Below are 16,136 nucleotides of genomic sequence, written 5' to 3'. Positions count from 1 at the left end.
TTTCGACTTCTATCCAAAGGAAAAATTAGCGTCCGGCAAAATCCATTTCAACTTTACCATCAACAAACTTCAAATTGACTTCAAACTCGGTGCCTTTAGTCGATTTAAAACCTTTTAAAACACCGGTTTCACCTTTACTTAACAGCTTTTTAGCGATGGTCGGGGTTATGTTTTTATTGGCAATAGTTTTCCAAATAACTGCCTTACAGCCATTGCGCCATTCGCTACAACTATAGGCTTTACTGGTTTCAATAATTTTGCCGTTGCACAACGGACAATCGGCAAGCGCATCGGTTATATTTTGCACCGGCTGATTTTGCAATTTGTTATAACCAATCTCGCCCGAGGGATTAAGGGTTAATTGGGCATTAAACACGTCATCATTAACTTTAATCGCATAAGCATTCAAGGTTCGGCCATTTTGTAATAATTGACAAGCCATGTCCCGGGTAATGGTCAAGCTATAAGCCTGCTTCCATAATACAAATTTACAACCGGCTTTCCATTGGCTACAGCCATAACCTTGCCTGCCTTCAATAATGGGCTGCTGGCAGAGTGGGCAGTCGCCCAGCCTGCTGTCATCATAAAGCGGCTTGGTCGATTCATCTTTTAATTGCTGGGTAAATTGAATAATTTCTGCCATAAACAGATCAGGATCATAAGCGTTGTGTTCTATTTTTTTAAGCTTGGCTTCCCATTCGCCGGTCATTGCCGCCGACTTTAAGCGATCATCCGCGATAATTGAAATAAGATGACGTCCTGATTCAGTGCTGAGTAATAACTTTTTTTGGCGCTGAATATAGTTGCGTTTGATTAATACTTCAATAATCGACGCTCGGGTTGCCGGTGTACCCAAACCCTTTTCTTTTAATGCTTCTTTAAGCTCTTCATCATCACAGGTTTTTCCGGCTGACTCCATCATGCCTAATAAACTGGCTTCGTTATAAGCTTTTGGCGCGGTAGTTTTACCCTGATTAATAGTAGGTTGATGTGGCCCAATTTCACCTTGAACAAAGTTGGGCAAAATTTTTGTTTCATTACCTTGAGCCTTTGGAGAATTTTCGCCAGGCGATACATTTTTAAACAATGCCTGCCAACCGGGTGATTCGATAATGGTACCTGTGGTTTTAAAATTGATAGCCGCTTTTTTAGTTGCGCTTGAGGGCAACTCGGAAGTATTAGCCAAAGAGGCCGCCAGCATTGGTTTGGTGTCAACACAGCCCAGCACAGTGGTAATTTGTTTGACACAAGCCGGATAAAAAGCGGCAATAAAACGCAACACAATGGCTTCATAGACTTTAGCCTCATCATTGGCTAAAGAACCAGGTAAGGTAGTCGTAGCAATGATGGCATGGTGATCACTGACTTTGGCATCATTAAAATAACGGTTACTTAAGGACAATTTATCAAGATCCAGCGCAGCTATCTGTGGCTCAAAACGCAAGCGTAATTTTTCCAACAAAGACTTAATACCTGACTTCATATCATTGGTTAAACAACGACTATCCGTACGCGGATAAGTGATATGTTTTTTCTCGTATAACTGCTGGGCACACGTTAAGGTTTGATCCGCAGTAAAACCATAACGAATATTCATATCTTTTTGTAAATCCGTCAGATCATACAATAACGGCGGATGAACCAACTCACGCTTACCTTTAACCGAAGTAATCTTAAAATCATGACCGTCAATCCGGCTTAATAAGGCCTCGGCATCGGGCTTTTTATCAAATCGCCCGCCAACATATTGAAAATCAGCAGCTCGATAAAGGGTATGTAACTCCCAAAAATCCTTGGGGATAAATTTGGCGATATCCAAATCTTTTTGGACAATAAGCGCCAGCACCGGTGTTTGTACACGACCTATCGTCCATAACAAGCCCTGCTGACCAAACTTAAGGGTATAAAGCCTCGTTGCATTTAAACCCACTATCCAATCTGATTCACTACGACATTTAGCAGCGCGATAAAGCCCCTGATAGAGACTACCATCCTGTAATTGGGCAAAACCTTTGCGTATGGCTTCATCAGTTAATGAGCTAATCCACAAGCGTGTAAACGGTTTTTGCAGACATCCTGTCCAGGCCAAAATATATCTAAAAATCAGCTCACCTTCCCGCCCGGCATCGGTAGCACAGATAATTTCATCCGCTGATTTAAACAGGTGCTTGATAGTATTTAATTGTTTTTGTGCCGACACATCACTGCGTGCTTTCAGGCCAAATTCTTCAGGAATAATGGGCAAAGAATCAAGCGACCAGCGTTTCCATTCGGGATAGTATTCATCAGGTTCTTTTAATTCAACCAGATGACCAAATGCCCAGGTAATTTGATAACCATTACCCTCAAAATAACCATCATGTTTATTATTGATATGTAAACATTTAGCGATATCGCGGGCAACTGAGGGTTTTTCGGTAAGTATAACTTTCATTATCAGGAGGTAATATTTTATTAATGTACTGATGTTACGCAGATCATTATGAAATCAACTTTAGTGTCGTTATCACAACAAGTTTTATTGATCGGGTTCAAAAGCTCCAGTTACCGCTTAATACTGTGCGGCAAAAGGGCTTATGACGAACTATTGCGTAACAACTGTTAATTCACTTGGCATTCAGGTCTATCAGGTAATCTTAAACCGGCATTTATAATTTAAGGGAATATAAAAATGAAGAAAATTATTACGACATTAAGTCTTGCTGTTTTATTTCTGCTATTAGCGGCCTGCTCACATCATCAGCCCTTCCAAGGTTCTGGTTGGAGTCAGGGGTATAGTAATGGCCCTCAGAGAATCTATCAGTATGGCAATGGCTACCAAAACTATCCCCCACAAAGAAATTATCAGTATAACAATAGATACCAAAACCGCCATTCCCAAAGAAGCTATCAATATGACAATAGACACCAAAACCATAGAAATGGGCATGAGCGTAGGCATGATCATTAATCGTGCAAAATCGCCCGAAACTTTTTGCTACGTGCTGTTAATACAGCTAATGCAACCAAGCTTAGGTAATAATACGATAGCAGGGTAAATATTTTTTTCCTGGCAACTTCATGCGATGTTGTTCAACAAAAGAGGCCAATAAAGAATCCATCAATTTCATGATATTGGCGTCGCCATGAATTTCAAAATGGCCGTATTGTTCAATGGCGCGAATACCATCATCTTTTACATTACCTGCCACAATACCGGAAAAAGCACGACGCAGATTAGCCGCGAGCAAATGATTCTCCTGATTTTTGTGTAAAGCCAGACTGCTCATGTTTCCATGTGTGGGGATAAAAGGCTGCTGAAATACCCGGTCAATTTTGAGTAGCCAGTTGAAATAATAGGCATCACCTTTTTCTTTACGAAAAGCCCGCACCTGCTTGATTCCTGCCAGCATTTCACAAGCAACCAACTCAGGATCATCAATAATAATCTGGTATCGCTGCTGCGCCTCTTTACCCAAGGTACCGGCAATAAACTGATCAATCTCCTTAAAGTAAGCCTCGGAACTGTCTGGCCCTGTAAAAATCAACGGAAACGGCATATCTTTATTGTCAGGATGTAACAGTATGCCCAATAAATAAAGAATTTCTTCGGCCGTACCGGCACCACCAGGAAATACCACGATACCATGTCCGGTACGAACAAAAGCTTCCAATCGTTTTTCAATATCCGGCAAAATAACCAGATCATTGACAATCGGATTGGGGGATTCAGCGGCAATAATGCCGGGTTCAGTTATGCCTAAATACTGGCCATCTTTAACGCGCTGCTTGGAATGTCCGATAGTCGCGCCCTTCATTGGTCCTTTCATGGCACCCGGCCCACAACCGGTACAAATATTTAAACCACGCAGGCCCATTTCATGGCCCACTTGCTTGGTATATTCATATTCCTTACGGCTAATGGAATGTCCACCCCAGCAGACCACGAGTTTTGGATTAATCATCGGACGCAGAATATTGGCATTGCGCAAAATATGAAACACCGCATTACTGATACCGTCTGACGAATCCATGTCAAACTTTGGATTATCACTAATCTCGTCGCTGACGTAAATAATGTCGCGTAATACTGCAAACAGATGCTCATTAATGCCTTTAATCATTTTACCGTCAACAAAAGCATGAGCAGGAGCGCCTGTAACCTCCAGCTTTATCCCCCGCTGTTGCTGAACCACACGAATATCAAAAGCAGGATAACGCTCAAGTAGTTGCTTGCCATCATCCATAGCACTGCCACAATTTAATACTGCCAGCGAACAGTTGCGGAATGTTTTATATAAATCACCCTGACTGCTATCGAACAGCTTGTTAACTTCAGCCTTGGATAAAACATCCAGACGACCGTCAGGGGTAATTTGTGCATCAACTACAGGGTATTTCATGGTGCTCCTTTAAAAGAGGAATTATATTTTGTCAACTAACTACTGATTACTTCTGTGTGATTAAGTCAGTATACAAATAAGCAAACATCCCGACGGGATCAATTTCCTTATTATCCTCGCGTATTTTACTCGTTATTGATTAGTTTTAATCCGGGCGGCAGTGCTTCACCAAAAATCTGCTTTTCTTCCCTTTCATCCAATTCTTTAACTTGCTCAACCATCTCTATCCAGGATAAGGGCGCTTTACTGAATTTAAGTTTTGCTATAATTTGCAGGCGTATCGCATCATCAATATCTCGCGTGCGGTCTCCACTCATCCGCGCAATAAGGGTAGCAGCAAATCCGGCATGGGGTATTTTCTTCCAATCCTCAGACAAAATCTGCGTTAACCAGCCACAAACTATATCAGCAGGAATAACATTATGGCTACTGCCATGAAACGGCAACCTTGCACCGATACGTCCTACAGCCCACCAGCTCTGGGTTGGTTCGCTGGATTTTTGCAGGCGTTTTAACAACCATTCGCCTAACTGTATTTTCTTGTCAACCGGCAATCGTTCCAACACGGCAGCAAGGCGTACCATTTCATCATAACCGCGATTTTTGATTTGCTTGGCAACCCCGGGCTGTCTTGCTGCAGCAGGATTAATAAACTTGGCAATATCAGCAAAAATTTGTTCCTGCGCAATGACGGATAAACCACCGGCAATTCGTCGCCAGAGCGTCCACCATTCTGTCCAGTTTTGAGTTTCGTTGACAAACTGTATGCCTTGAGAATAATTTTTCCAGAGTTGTTCTACACGCCAGTCATCCAGCGGATAACCAAAACCGGGGCGCAAACAAAATCCGGCCAGACTTAGCCATACCCTTTCGTGATTCTCGGTACGGCGATGATATTTGGTTCCTTCCAGCAGGGTAGCAAACATGGCTCTTAGCAAGGGAGTTTCCCACTCTGCTCGCGCAGCTCCCAACTGCTTTTCCAAATCCGCACGTAAGTTTTTGACCGCTTTAGGATCTATCTGCCTGGATTTTGAGCCAAAAACACTGTGTATTTTTTCTACGGCACCATTAAATTGGGGTGGTAATTCCGCAGCCATCGACACTCCTGCGCCACCTTTTTTTCTGATTTGAAACTCAACATTCCAGCGTTGCTCGCTGTTTTCGACAGAAATACATTGAATTTTAAGGGTTCCCACTTCTGTTTGAGTAACCGCCAACTGTACAATCGCCTCAGCATTCGGCTTGCTCTCATCGCCTTCAAAAGCCACGGCAAGGGGTGGCAGGGAATGAAAATGTTCGGTTATTTCGGTGACATCACCGGGTTTAAATTCGCTGTCACCGCTCATCGAGGCTAAATGAAAACGTACCGGCGTACCCAATCGCAAGGCAAAATGCCGATTTTTTAAGATAACTTCATCGCCTTCTTCACTGCCTCTGGGCAAAATGCAGATCCCTTGTTGCTCGGTTGACTGCTCGGTATCGACCAACAGAAAATAACTACGCGCAGCCCCACCACCAATTTTTAATTTCTTGTCACGCCTGGCAATAGCATAACTGACCGCACCAAAAGCCACGGAAAGCTCGGGATGTTTATTTTCCAGCAAAACCGGCGGCTTGGTGCTCCATGAATTAAGCAAGTTTACCAGTCGCTGCGTAATGGGTTGACTACGAAACACGCCGCCGTTAAGTAACAGTGCATCAGGTACTCTACCTTCGCCTTTTAAGGCTTCACTGGAAGCGGCAGCATGCAACTTTAAAAATGCCGCGATATGTTTGCTGACTGCAGGTTCCGCAGCATAAGGAAGTCCAAATTCAACAACGCCACTACGTTTTCTGTCAGGTAATTCATCGAGCGTTGATAACGGGAAAAAGCCATCCAGAGCAAGACTTCGCACTTCTTCGCGAGTCAGTAGCACAGAGCGGGAACTGCCAATCAGTTTGGATCCGCCACCCAGCAAGGTAACCGTCACATGCTCTGGTGCATCCTCAGCCAGCAGATGCTCTTTGGCCAGTCGGCATTGTTCAATCAGTTGCGATAAATCAGCCGCAGACAATCGTTTTGCACCACCGGCTAAATCAACCAGACGACTTTCAGCCAAATGCGCCAATGCCAAATCAATATTGTCGCCACCCAACATTAAATGATCACCGACACCGATACGGGTGAGTTTTGGCTCATCTATGCCCTGCTCTACTTTAATCAAGGTTAAATCGGTCGTACCGCCACCGACATCACACACCAGCAATAAATGCACATTAGCCAGCGCGTGTTTAATATTTTCCGCATTACGCCGTAACCAGTCATAACAAACCGCTTGAGGCTCTTCCAGCAACCGCACCTTTGTCAGTCCGGCAATGCTTGCCGCCTCCAACGTCAGCGAACGAGCCGCTTCATCAAAAGAAGCGGGAACGGTAATAACAATATCCTGTTGTTCCAAGGGCGCATCAGGAAACTTATGTCCCCAAACCGTACGAATATGTGCCAAATAACTGGCGCTGGCATCAATTGGTGAAACCTTGCTAATCTCGTCGCTACTGCCCCATGGTAGAATTTCAGCACTATGATCGACGGAAGGATGTGATAGCCAACTTTTAGCGCTGGTAACAAATCGACCTTTGGATTTGGCACCCAATAACCGTGCAGCTTCACCAATAACCGGGGCTTCATCAGAAAACAATAACTCTGACCGATAACTTGGAAAGGCAATATCAGCAGCCGATAGCTCACCCGGTGCCGGATGATAACGTACCGATGGCAATAATGGCCTGGCCGCCACTTGTCCTGGCGCAATCAGCTGTTCAATTTGTAACAGTTGTATTTCCTGCTGGGTTTTTTCAGCGTTGGCAAAAGCAACAACGGTATGGGTTGTGCCCAAATCGATACCGACTAAATAAGATGGTGTTTGATTTTTCAAAATAAGTGTTATGTTGAGTGATTAATTAATTCGGCAACTTATCCGTGCTGCCTCTCTTATTTAGTGTAAAGTTTTTTTAGAACATAAGTGTAAATTTATTCATTACATCGGAGATATCTGCATAGATTATAGTGATGCCTTTGTTGATTAAAAGATATTATGCCGTGCCCGCCCTTGTAAGCTAAAGCGCTTGCAACATAAGCTACTGCCTGCTTTATTAATTCAGGGTGCTATAACTTAAAGCCGCCGGTTTTGTCATCCATCTACCGATGGCCATTTTATATTCTATTGATCAACTATATAAACCGTATTGGCTTCTTAAACCGATTCGCAAGAAAGTAAGCACATTATTACCTGCTTTAATTTATTCAGCAGTCAAATAAGACTTAATCCAACTATTCAGTTAAAATAGTAAGGATAATAATAAATATACCGCCTTAGGGGCGACGTTTCATTTTTTAATCGAGTGTTTTTCAGGGGTTCTTGTATGCGTAAAAAACTTATTACCTTTACCGGTGGTGCTGCACTGCTCTTTGTGCATACTTTGAGTCAGGCTGCCACTGATTTGCCACCTTCAGCAAAAGTTGATTTAGGCCCGGTGGAAGAAGTCTGTTCTGCGTTTACAGATCCGGAATGGCGCAAAGAACAGGTTATTGATGGCGTAACCATACAAGAATCGAGACTCTGTAATCCCGATAATCCGGCGGACATTGCCGCCTTTGTTAAAGGCACCAATGGCGTTTCAATGGAAACATTGATGTCGACACAACTGGCCGCTGATGCCATTACCATGTCAGACGATATGGACGGTGATGGTGACCCTGATAAAATCATTATCAAACTTGAAGTAGTCGAACTCAACGGCCATTCACCTGACATGAAAGGCCCAACGACAACCTTTGATATTGCACCCGGTATACAACCGACTTTTTGGGTTTATGCGCCAAAAACCCGGGACATGTCGACTAAAAGCCTTTATGAGCTGGAAGCCAACCCTTTGTTGCGCGTACCATCGCCGGTTATCCGTGTCGAACAGGATGATGTGGTTTGGATAGTCTTGGAAAATACGCATTACTTGCCACATTCCATACACTTGCATGGCATAGACCATCCCTTTATGGACATGAGCGGCACCGGTAATGATGGTGTGGCACAAACCAGTAATATGGATACCATGCCGGGACAAAGTAAGACCTATGTGATTAAGCCTCGCCAACCCGGCACGATGTATTACCATTGCCATGTGCAACCACACACCCATATCCCTATGGGCTTGCAGGGCATTTTTGTCGTTGAGGAAAATCGCCCGAACAATTGGCCGCAAACGCTTAATGTCGGTGCCGGTCAAGTTCGTCATCCGTCGGTAGCCGTGCTTGAAAAATATGCCCGTGAATATGACTTGCATTATGAATCGGCGGATAAAGAATTGCATGAGGTTGTGGCAAGGTCAGCCAATGATCCACGCCTGATTGCCAAGCATATGAACACCGAATACGACATCACCGATGCCAACGATGATTATTTCATGCTTAATGGCCGTTCTTTCCCTTATACCTTAAGGGAATCATTGATTCACATGGAAGAAAATCAAAAAGTAAAATTACGGGTTTTAAATGGTCATACCGAAGCATTGGCGATGCATATCCATGGCCACAAACCGACCATTACCCATTATGATGGCGTCGACAACGGCCCGGGTTCTTATATCCAACGCGATGTACATGGTATGGTTCCGGCACAACGACTGGATCTTGAATTGAGCGGCGTCGACGATGGCTTGAACAGCTTTGGACAAGGTATCTGGATGTTTCATGACCACGTTGAAAAAGCGTTTACTACTGACGGACATGGCGAAGGCGGCGATATCAGCTTGGTCGTTTATAAAGGTTTTGTTGATGAAAGAGGTATTCCCACCGCACATGGCATGAGCCTGGAACCGTATTTTTCCAAGTCATTATGGAAAGGAAAATATCCTATATGGCAAGATTATGATGCTTTTCGCAGCTTGGGCTTACCTGATACCGATGCAGAAGTTACCCCTTCTAAAGTAGCCGTACAAACTGTTGCCATAAAAGCATCAGACTTAGCCATAGCCGCTCAACAACAAGGTTCATCAGCCTTCGGCAAATTGTTTTATGGCTTGGTGATGGGATTATTAGGCTATACCGTCGTAGTCAAACGTCGTCCACTAACTAATTTTGCCCGTAATCTGATTGAAATTGCTCGTAATAAGCTGGTAAAAAAATAAAGCCGGCTATTGAAAACTATAAAGCATTCCCATACTCTTCCGTCGTGGGAATGCTGCTTTTAATACTAAAACCTTAAGTCAACTCAATATATTGTAAGATATTCGTCTTAACAATACGATATTGCAACATTTCCCCCCAGCTTCTTTCCTAACAACAGCGCTTAATGCCATTCCATTTTTCATCTTGCCACTGCCTGAAAAAATCGGCCTTGCTCAATGGCGGATGGCATTCATGTCCGGCATCGGTTTGATGATAGTGCGCATAATGCTTTAAATATTGCTCGTAAGCATCATCACCTGAAAGACGGCGCACAATACGCCAGAACGCTTTGAGCTTGGCTATCATTAATCTCTTACCCAATCTTCAACCAGACGGCTGGTGCTATGCGCTGATTCCGTCAGGGGTAATACGGATTTTCCTGACAAGTAACGGATGCAAACACGCAGCATATCAAAAACAATCAACCACAATATACTGATAAAAAACACCGTAAGCCAGGCATCCAGATGCAGATTAAATATCAATTGTGGGGCAATGGCGGCTTTTGCCGGCGGTAAAAGACCGGTCGCCAGCTTGTCTGTTAAATCGTTGGCAGCAGAAAAGAAACCTATGCGGATATCGTCGCTGGCAATTTTTTGCCATGCTGCCGTGGTGGTAATCACTATTAGTCCAACTAACGGTAAACCCGTTATCCAAGCCTGTTTTAATTTATCGGATTTGACTAAAATACCCGTCGCTACGCATAGCGCAATAGCCGCCAGCATTTGATTGGCAATACCGAACAGCGGCCACAGGATGTTGACGCCACCGTTCGGATCTATCACGCCGATATAAAGAAAATAGCCCCAACTGGATACCACCAGAGCACTGGTCAGAACAACGGAAGGTGTCCAGGATGTTTCGCCCATTTTTGGCCAAACATTACCGAGCATATCCTGCAACATAAAACGCCCAACGCGTGTTCCGGCATCCAGCGTAGTAAGGATAAAAATAGCCTCAAACATGATGGCAAAGTGATACCAAAGCGCCAATAAACCTTCACCAAAAGCACTGCCGAAAATACTTGCCATGCCCACCGCCAGTGAAGGTGCGCCACCGGTACGTGCAAATAGCGTCGCTTCACCCATTTGACGCGCCAGATTTTGCATTTGTTCGACGGTAACCGGGTAACCCCAGGAAGATATTTTGGCAACGGCCTCAGCAGCATCCGCACCGACTACGCCGGCAGAGCTGTTGATGGCAAAAAATATACCCGGGTCCAATACGGTAGCAGCAATCATTGCCATGATGGCAACAAACGATTCCAGTAACATACCGCCATAACCGATCATACGAATGTCCCGTTCATTACTGAGTAATTTTGGCGTGGTACCTGATGCAATCAGCGCGTGAAAACCGGAAATGGCTCCGCAAGCAATGGTGATAAATACAAACGGAAATAATTTGCCGCCAAAAATAGGCCCGGTGCCATCGATAAACTGGGTTATTGCCGGCATTTTTACATCCGGTTGTAACATGATAATGGCTACCGCCAACAAGGTGATAGTGCCTATTTTCATGTAAGTCGACAAGTAATCACGCGGTGCCAACAATAACCAAACCGGTAAAATAGCGGCTGCAAAGCCATAAGCCATAACCCACCAAGCCAGCGTAAGACCTTCGTGATCAAACGCCTTGCGCAAGATCTCGTTTTCATCAATGACACGACCACCGGCTACCGACAACAATAATAAAACAACGCCTATTAGCGAGCCTTCCAGTATTTGCCCCGGGCGAATATAGCGCATATAAACGCCCACAATCATGGCGATAGGAATGGTTGCTGATACGGTAAAGGTCGCCCACGGGCTGTGTTTCATGGCGTTAACCACTACCAATCCCAGTACGGCAATCAAAATAATCATAATGGCAAATGTGCCTATTAATGCAGCCGTTCCACCCAGTGGCCCCAACTCATCACGCGCCATCTGCCCAAGGCTTTTGGCATTGCGTCGGGTCGATAAAAATAACGTCACCATATCCTGAACACAACCGCCCAACACAGCACCAAACAATATCCACAGCGTACCCGGCAAATAGCCAAACTGCGCGGCTAATGTCGGTCCCACCAAAGGACCGGGTCCTGCAATCGCAGCAAAATGATGACCAAACACTATCCATTTATTGGTCGGTATAAAATCGCGACCGTTATCCAGGCGCTCTGCCGGTGTTGCGCGACTTTCATCAACCATCAAAACGGTAGTGGCAATCCATGTCGCGTAAAACCGATAGGCAATGGCATAAACACAAAGTGCTGCTGCTATAAACCAAAGTGCGTTGATGTTTTCACCGCGGTTAAGGGCAATGCCTCCAATAGCCGATGCACCAAGAATGGCGATGAGAACCCAGATAGCATTTTTTAGTAACTTATTCATTATTCGATTTTTATTATGTTCTATGCAAGATTAAGCTATTGTTGATGCGACGCTTACTGATATGACTTAAGGTTTAAGCAATTAGAGTACCTCAAACAAGCACGAAGTCTGGGGAGTTTATAGCGTTAACTGCCGTCTTTTATTTTTCTATCAACATTGCTTGCCAAATAACAGTCCGGCTATTTTTAGAAGCTAAAAAAAGCATCACCTTTGGTGTTTCAAAGTTGATAGCATTGTTATAAGGAATGGTTTGTCAAGAAGCGGTATAATTGATCTATTTTATAATAACACGGAAATTCCATGAAACTACTGATACGCAATCTTGCCCGCACGACTACAGAAGCAGAGCTTCAGGCATTGTTTGAAGCTCACGGTACAGTGCAGTCCTGTAACCTGGTCATAGATAAAGAAACCGGCAGTTCAAAAGGTTTTGGTTTTATCGAAATGCCCAAGTTGGGTGAAGCCAAGATAGCGATAAATACCCTCAACGGCAAGAATATAGCCGGTAACAAGATTCGTGTTAAAAAAGCCGAGTAGAGAGCTCCCTTAAATCTCGACAAGATTACTACAGCGTCAGGTTAATCTGTCGAAGCGACAATCCATATAAATCAGGGATAAATAACTTTTGGTTTAAAGTAAGCGGCGGGATACTTGGGATCAAATTTATCCTGTGCTTGATCAGCTAGTTGATTGTCAACAAAGACAATGCTGGGAGTGAAGTCTGAGGCCGGGTATTTTGGGTCGACTTCATTTTTAACAGGATCAATAGCTATCGTATCTTTATCAATATAAATAACACTGGGTTCAAAATCCGATGCCGGATATTTGCTGTCGGTAGCAAAAGTACTAACGGAGTTTAATGCAACAACAGCCACTGTCAATCCTAAAACGATCATTTTCTTCATCTATAGTCACCTGCTAATAGTTGTAAAATTGGTCTCGTTAGTCTACTTTTTGGCAAGACCAGCTGACCTCAAGTATCAAGTATTTTAGTTTGTTTCGCAAATGCTTTTAGTAAAACCGAATAGCGGATTGGCTATTAACCAATCCGCTATCAAGATAAGCATCACCTGTATTTTTCAAAAAATGAGCGAAAAACTGATTTTTTACAATTTAAAAAACAACCTTTTGCTCTTTTAAGGCACTGTAAATATCATCGATAGATTGTTTGTCAGTATCAAAGGTTATATCAACCAAATCAGCACTGTAATTGATGCACAAACCAATCAAGCCGGAATTTTTAATGATCGGTATAAGCGCTGCATTTTGGGTTTCCAAAATAGTGGTGGCATGACCGTTATCAAACAGCTTTCTTTCCAGCTTATAAGCCACTTCTTGACTGACTAAACCGGTTAAGGCAATAGCAACAGCTTTCTGGCTATAACGTGCGGCACGCTCTTCTGTACTAACAGGTTGCTGATTTTCATCAGTGACAGCACCCGTAATCATCCCCGCACCAACAGTACCGTTAGTCAAGCGGTCAATAATAATAAACGCACCGGTGCCTTTATTGATTTTGTAAGCATCAAAAACAACGGGTGCATTGACTGTCACCGTACAGGAGCCTATTTCATTTAATTGCAACTCAATGGCATCATGGTGTTCCAGCGTATTAACATCAATGCGATGATGAATCATGGCAACGGAACCGGACACGCTGCGTGTTGCCAGTTTTAGTGTGTATTGGCGACCCGGCGTTAATGCTTTTTCAGTCATCCAGACAATAGTGGCATTAAATTTATCAGCAATGATTGGCGACTGTTTTTCGGTGCTGATCAGAACATCACCGCGACTGATATCAATCTCGTCTTCCAATGTCAAGGTTACTGCCATCGGTGGATAAGCTTCTTCAAGATCACCATCATAAGTGACAATCGCTTTGATTTTACTGCTTTTACCGGAAGGCCAGGCAGTAATTTGATCGCCTTTTCTGAAAATACCGGAAGCTACTGTGCCGCAAAAACCACGAAAATCCAGATTAGGCCGGTTGACATACTGAACCGGAAAACGGGTGTCGCTAAAATTATGGTCATTGGCAATTTCAACGCTGTTAAGTTTTTCCATTAACGGTTCGTCAGTAAACCAGGGCATATTCTCGCTACGGTTGACGACATTATCACCGTCCAATGCAGACATGGGGATAAAATAGATATCATGTAAATCCAGTCTATCGGTGAAGCGCAAATAATCCTGTTTTATTTTATTATAAGTGGCTTCACTGTAATCAATCAGATCCATTTTATTGACCGCGACGATAATATGCTTAATACCTAATAACGAAGTAATAAAGCTGTGTCGTTTAGTCTGGGTTTGCACTCCGTAACGGGCATCAATGAGAATAATGGCCAAATCACAATTTGAAGCTCCGGTAGCCATGTTACGCGTATATTGCTCATGCCCCGGCGTATCGGCAATAATAAATTTACGGGTGGATGTGGAAAAATAGCGATAGGCCACATCAATGGTAATACCTTGTTCACGTTCGGCTTGCAGACCATCAACCAGCAAGGCAAGATCGATCTTGCCGGCACCGGTGGTGCCTGACTTGACGCTGTCTGCCTGCACCGCAGCCAATTGATCTTCGTAGATCATTTTGGAATCGTGCAGCAAACGACCTATCAGGGTGCTTTTGCCGTCATCGACGTTACCGCAGGTTAAAAAACGCAGCAACTCTTTGTTTTCATGTTGCGCTAAATAAGCGTCAATATCGGTATTAATTAATTCGGATTGGTGGGACATAATTTAGGTTCAAGGTTTAAAGGTAAAAGGTTAAAAACACAAAAAACAAAGCTCTATTGACACCACTGGCTTTCGCACGGAACACCATCGTTGTTACCATCCATTTGAGTATTAGAACAGTTATTTATAAAAAATGTCGCTTCTTCACAAGAAGTCATTTGTGAACAGTAAGTTCTACCATCACAATGATAGGTTTGCTGTACAGTAGATGAGGCCTTGGCCGGTAATTCAGAGCTTGTTGTGCGCTCGCTGGAAAAACTCTTGATAATCCCCTTTATTTTTTCAGTGGGCGCAGAAAAAAATGAAGATGGTGGCGCGTCCTGTTTTGGTATCACTTCAATAGCCTGACGACCGGTATTGGTACGGCAAGCTTTATCCGTATAGATGACATGCCCCTTCACATCGGTGCATTTGTAAATACCACCCTGGCCATTGACGCAATAAAGCACGGCAAAAGCCAGAACAAACATTTTAATCATCATTGATAACCAGAGTATGACTGGAATAGATTAAAAATACCCTTCACGCTTTTTCTGTTCCATGGAACCGGATTGATCATGGTCAATCAGTCGTCCCTGGCGTTCAGAAGTGGTCGCTAACAGCATTTCCTGAATAATTTCCGGCAGTGTCGTGGCATTTGATTCAACGGCACCTGTTAACGGATAACAGCCCAAGGTACGAAAACGCACTTTTTTCATTTCAATTTTTTCATCAGGACCGATAGGCATGCGCTCATCATCGACCATGATCAACATGCCATCGCGCTCAACAACCGGGCGTTCCTTAGCAAAATAGAGCGGTACGATAGGGATGTTTTCCAAATGAATGTATTGCCAGATATCCAATTCCGTCCAGTTGGACAGCGGAAATACCCGGATACTTTCGCCTTTATCTATTTTTCCGTTATAAATATTCCATAATTCGGGGCGCTGGTTTTTTGGATCCCAGCGATGATTTTTATCACGGAATGAATACACACGTTCTTTGGCGCGTGACTTTTCTTCATCGCGACGCGCACCACCAAAAGCCGCGTCAAACTGGTATTTATCCAGTGCTTGCTTAAGGCCATCGGTTTTCATGACATCCGTATGTTTTTTGCTACCGTGGGTAAAAGGCCCAATGCCCTGATCAACACCATCCTGATTGGTATAAATGATTAAATCCAGCCCCAGCTTTTTAATCAGTTGATCACGAAATTCGATCATTTCCTTAAACTTCCAGGTCGTGTCGATGTGCATCATCGGAAATGGTGGCTTACCGGGGAAAAATGCCTTCATGGTTAGATGTAACATGACGGCAGAATCCTTGCCAACGGAATACAACATGACAGGATGTTCAAATTCAGCTGCGACTTCACGAATAATATGAATGCTTTCAGCTTCCAGCTCTTTAAGGTGTGTTAGTTTATGATCAGTCATTAAAAGTCCGTCGGAGGTG

12 protein-coding genes are annotated in these 16,136 nt (G+C 43.7%); 3 read left to right on the top strand and 9 right to left on the bottom strand.

Annotation, left to right across the window (positions count from 1 at the left end; genetic code table 11):
• Positions 1 to 25: 25 nt before the first annotated feature.
• Complete coding sequence (locus tag N7974_RS10505) at positions 26 to 2,434, bottom strand: type IA DNA topoisomerase (RefSeq protein ID WP_262965566.1); 2,409 nt, start codon at positions 2,432 to 2,434, stop codon at positions 26 to 28.
• 346 nt (positions 2,435 to 2,780) lie between these two features.
• Between N7974_RS10505 and N7974_RS10500 the strand changes: the two genes are divergently transcribed.
• Positions 2,781 to 3,038: a hypothetical protein gene (locus tag N7974_RS10500; RefSeq protein WP_262965565.1), complete on the top strand. Its 258-nt coding sequence runs from the start codon at positions 2,781 to 2,783 to the stop codon at positions 3,036 to 3,038.
• On the opposite strand, the gene ppnN is transcribed toward N7974_RS10500, so the two are convergent.
• Positions 3,012 to 4,382: a nucleotide 5'-monophosphate nucleosidase PpnN gene (gene ppnN / locus N7974_RS10495; protein WP_262965564.1), complete on the bottom strand. Its 1,371-nt coding sequence runs from the start codon at positions 4,380 to 4,382 to the stop codon at positions 3,012 to 3,014. The two genes, N7974_RS10500 and ppnN, sit on opposite strands and share 27 nt — an antisense overlap.
• 125 nt (positions 4,383 to 4,507) lie before the next feature.
• Positions 4,508 to 7,297, bottom strand: coding sequence for an Hsp70 family protein (locus N7974_RS10490; protein ID WP_262965563.1), 2,790 nt, complete (start codon positions 7,295 to 7,297; stop codon positions 4,508 to 4,510).
• Between the two features lie 487 nt (positions 7,298 to 7,784).
• Here N7974_RS10490 and N7974_RS10485 point away from each other — a divergent pair, with 487 nt between their 5' ends.
• Positions 7,785 to 9,545, top strand: a complete 1,761-nt coding sequence (locus tag N7974_RS10485; RefSeq protein WP_262965562.1) for a multicopper oxidase domain-containing protein — start codon at positions 7,785 to 7,787, stop codon at positions 9,543 to 9,545.
• Positions 9,546 to 9,693: 148 nt separating this feature from the next.
• Here the strand turns inward: N7974_RS10485 and N7974_RS10480 are convergent, their stop codons facing one another.
• Positions 9,694 to 9,891, bottom strand: a complete 198-nt coding sequence (locus tag N7974_RS10480; protein WP_262965561.1) for a YbdD/YjiX family protein — start codon at positions 9,889 to 9,891, stop codon at positions 9,694 to 9,696.
• Positions 9,891 to 11,960: a carbon starvation CstA family protein gene (locus tag N7974_RS10475; RefSeq protein WP_262965560.1), complete on the bottom strand. Its 2,070-nt coding sequence runs from the start codon at positions 11,958 to 11,960 to the stop codon at positions 9,891 to 9,893. Before N7974_RS10475 ends, N7974_RS10480 begins: the two co-directional genes overlap by 1 nt.
• 300 nt (positions 11,961 to 12,260) lie before the next feature.
• On the opposite strand from N7974_RS10475, the gene N7974_RS10470 reads away from it, so the two are divergent.
• Positions 12,261 to 12,497 (top strand): RNA recognition motif domain-containing protein, encoded by a 237-nt coding sequence (locus N7974_RS10470; protein WP_262965559.1) that lies wholly within the window; start codon positions 12,261 to 12,263, stop codon positions 12,495 to 12,497.
• Positions 12,498 to 12,568: 71 nt separating this feature from the next.
• On the opposite strand, the gene N7974_RS10465 is transcribed toward N7974_RS10470, so the two are convergent.
• The 4 genes from N7974_RS10465 to cysD all read right to left on the bottom strand — a co-directional run bounded on the left by N7974_RS10465 (position 12,569) and on the right by cysD (position 16,117).
• A complete protein-coding gene (locus N7974_RS10465) occupies positions 12,569 to 12,865 on the bottom strand; it encodes a hypothetical protein (protein WP_262965558.1) in 297 nt (98 codons plus the stop codon).
• A 208-nt stretch (positions 12,866 to 13,073) separates the two neighbouring features.
• Complete coding sequence (gene cysN / locus N7974_RS10460) at positions 13,074 to 14,699, bottom strand: sulfate adenylyltransferase subunit CysN (protein ID WP_262965557.1); 1,626 nt, start codon at positions 14,697 to 14,699, stop codon at positions 13,074 to 13,076.
• Between the two features lie 53 nt (positions 14,700 to 14,752).
• Positions 14,753 to 15,181, bottom strand: a complete 429-nt coding sequence (locus N7974_RS10455; protein ID WP_262965556.1) for an excalibur calcium-binding domain-containing protein — start codon at positions 15,179 to 15,181, stop codon at positions 14,753 to 14,755.
• 27 nt (positions 15,182 to 15,208) lie between these two features.
• Positions 15,209 to 16,117, bottom strand: coding sequence for a sulfate adenylyltransferase subunit CysD (gene cysD, locus N7974_RS10450; protein WP_262965555.1), 909 nt, complete (start codon positions 16,115 to 16,117; stop codon positions 15,209 to 15,211).
• Positions 16,118 to 16,136: the final 19 nt, after the last annotated feature.

The sequence above is a fragment of the Methylobacter psychrophilus genome (assembly GCF_025583945.1).
GTDB lineage: Bacteria > Pseudomonadota > Gammaproteobacteria > Methylococcales > Methylomonadaceae > Methylobacter_C > Methylobacter_C psychrophilus.
The sequence above is the reverse complement of the archived record's forward strand: the minus strand, read 5'-3'. Positions and strand labels throughout refer to the sequence as shown.

Coding starts and splice junctions, on each gene's coding strand:
- cysN (WP_262965557.1), bottom strand. CDS start 14,699: ATGTCCCACCAATCCGAATTAATTAATACCGATATTGACGCTTATTTA.
- ppnN (WP_262965564.1), bottom strand. CDS start 4,382: ATGAAATACCCTGTAGTTGATGCACAAATTACCCCTGACGGTCGTCTG.
- N7974_RS10480 (WP_262965561.1), bottom strand. CDS start 9,891: ATGATAGCCAAGCTCAAAGCGTTCTGGCGTATTGTGCGCCGTCTTTCA.
- cysD (WP_262965555.1), bottom strand. CDS start 16,117: ATGACTGATCATAAACTAACACACCTTAAAGAGCTGGAAGCTGAAAGC.
- N7974_RS10475 (WP_262965560.1), bottom strand. CDS start 11,960: ATGAATAAGTTACTAAAAAATGCTATCTGGGTTCTCATCGCCATTCTT.
- N7974_RS10465 (WP_262965558.1), bottom strand. CDS start 12,865: ATGAAGAAAATGATCGTTTTAGGATTGACAGTGGCTGTTGTTGCATTA.
- N7974_RS10500 (WP_262965565.1), top strand. CDS start 2,781: ATGGCCCTCAGAGAATCTATCAGTATGGCAATGGCTACCAAAACTATC.
- N7974_RS10505 (WP_262965566.1), bottom strand. CDS start 2,434: ATGAAAGTTATACTTACCGAAAAACCCTCAGTTGCCCGCGATATCGCT.
- N7974_RS10455 (WP_262965556.1), bottom strand. CDS start 15,181: ATGATGATTAAAATGTTTGTTCTGGCTTTTGCCGTGCTTTATTGCGTC.
- N7974_RS10485 (WP_262965562.1), top strand. CDS start 7,785: ATGCGTAAAAAACTTATTACCTTTACCGGTGGTGCTGCACTGCTCTTT.
- N7974_RS10470 (WP_262965559.1), top strand. CDS start 12,261: ATGAAACTACTGATACGCAATCTTGCCCGCACGACTACAGAAGCAGAG.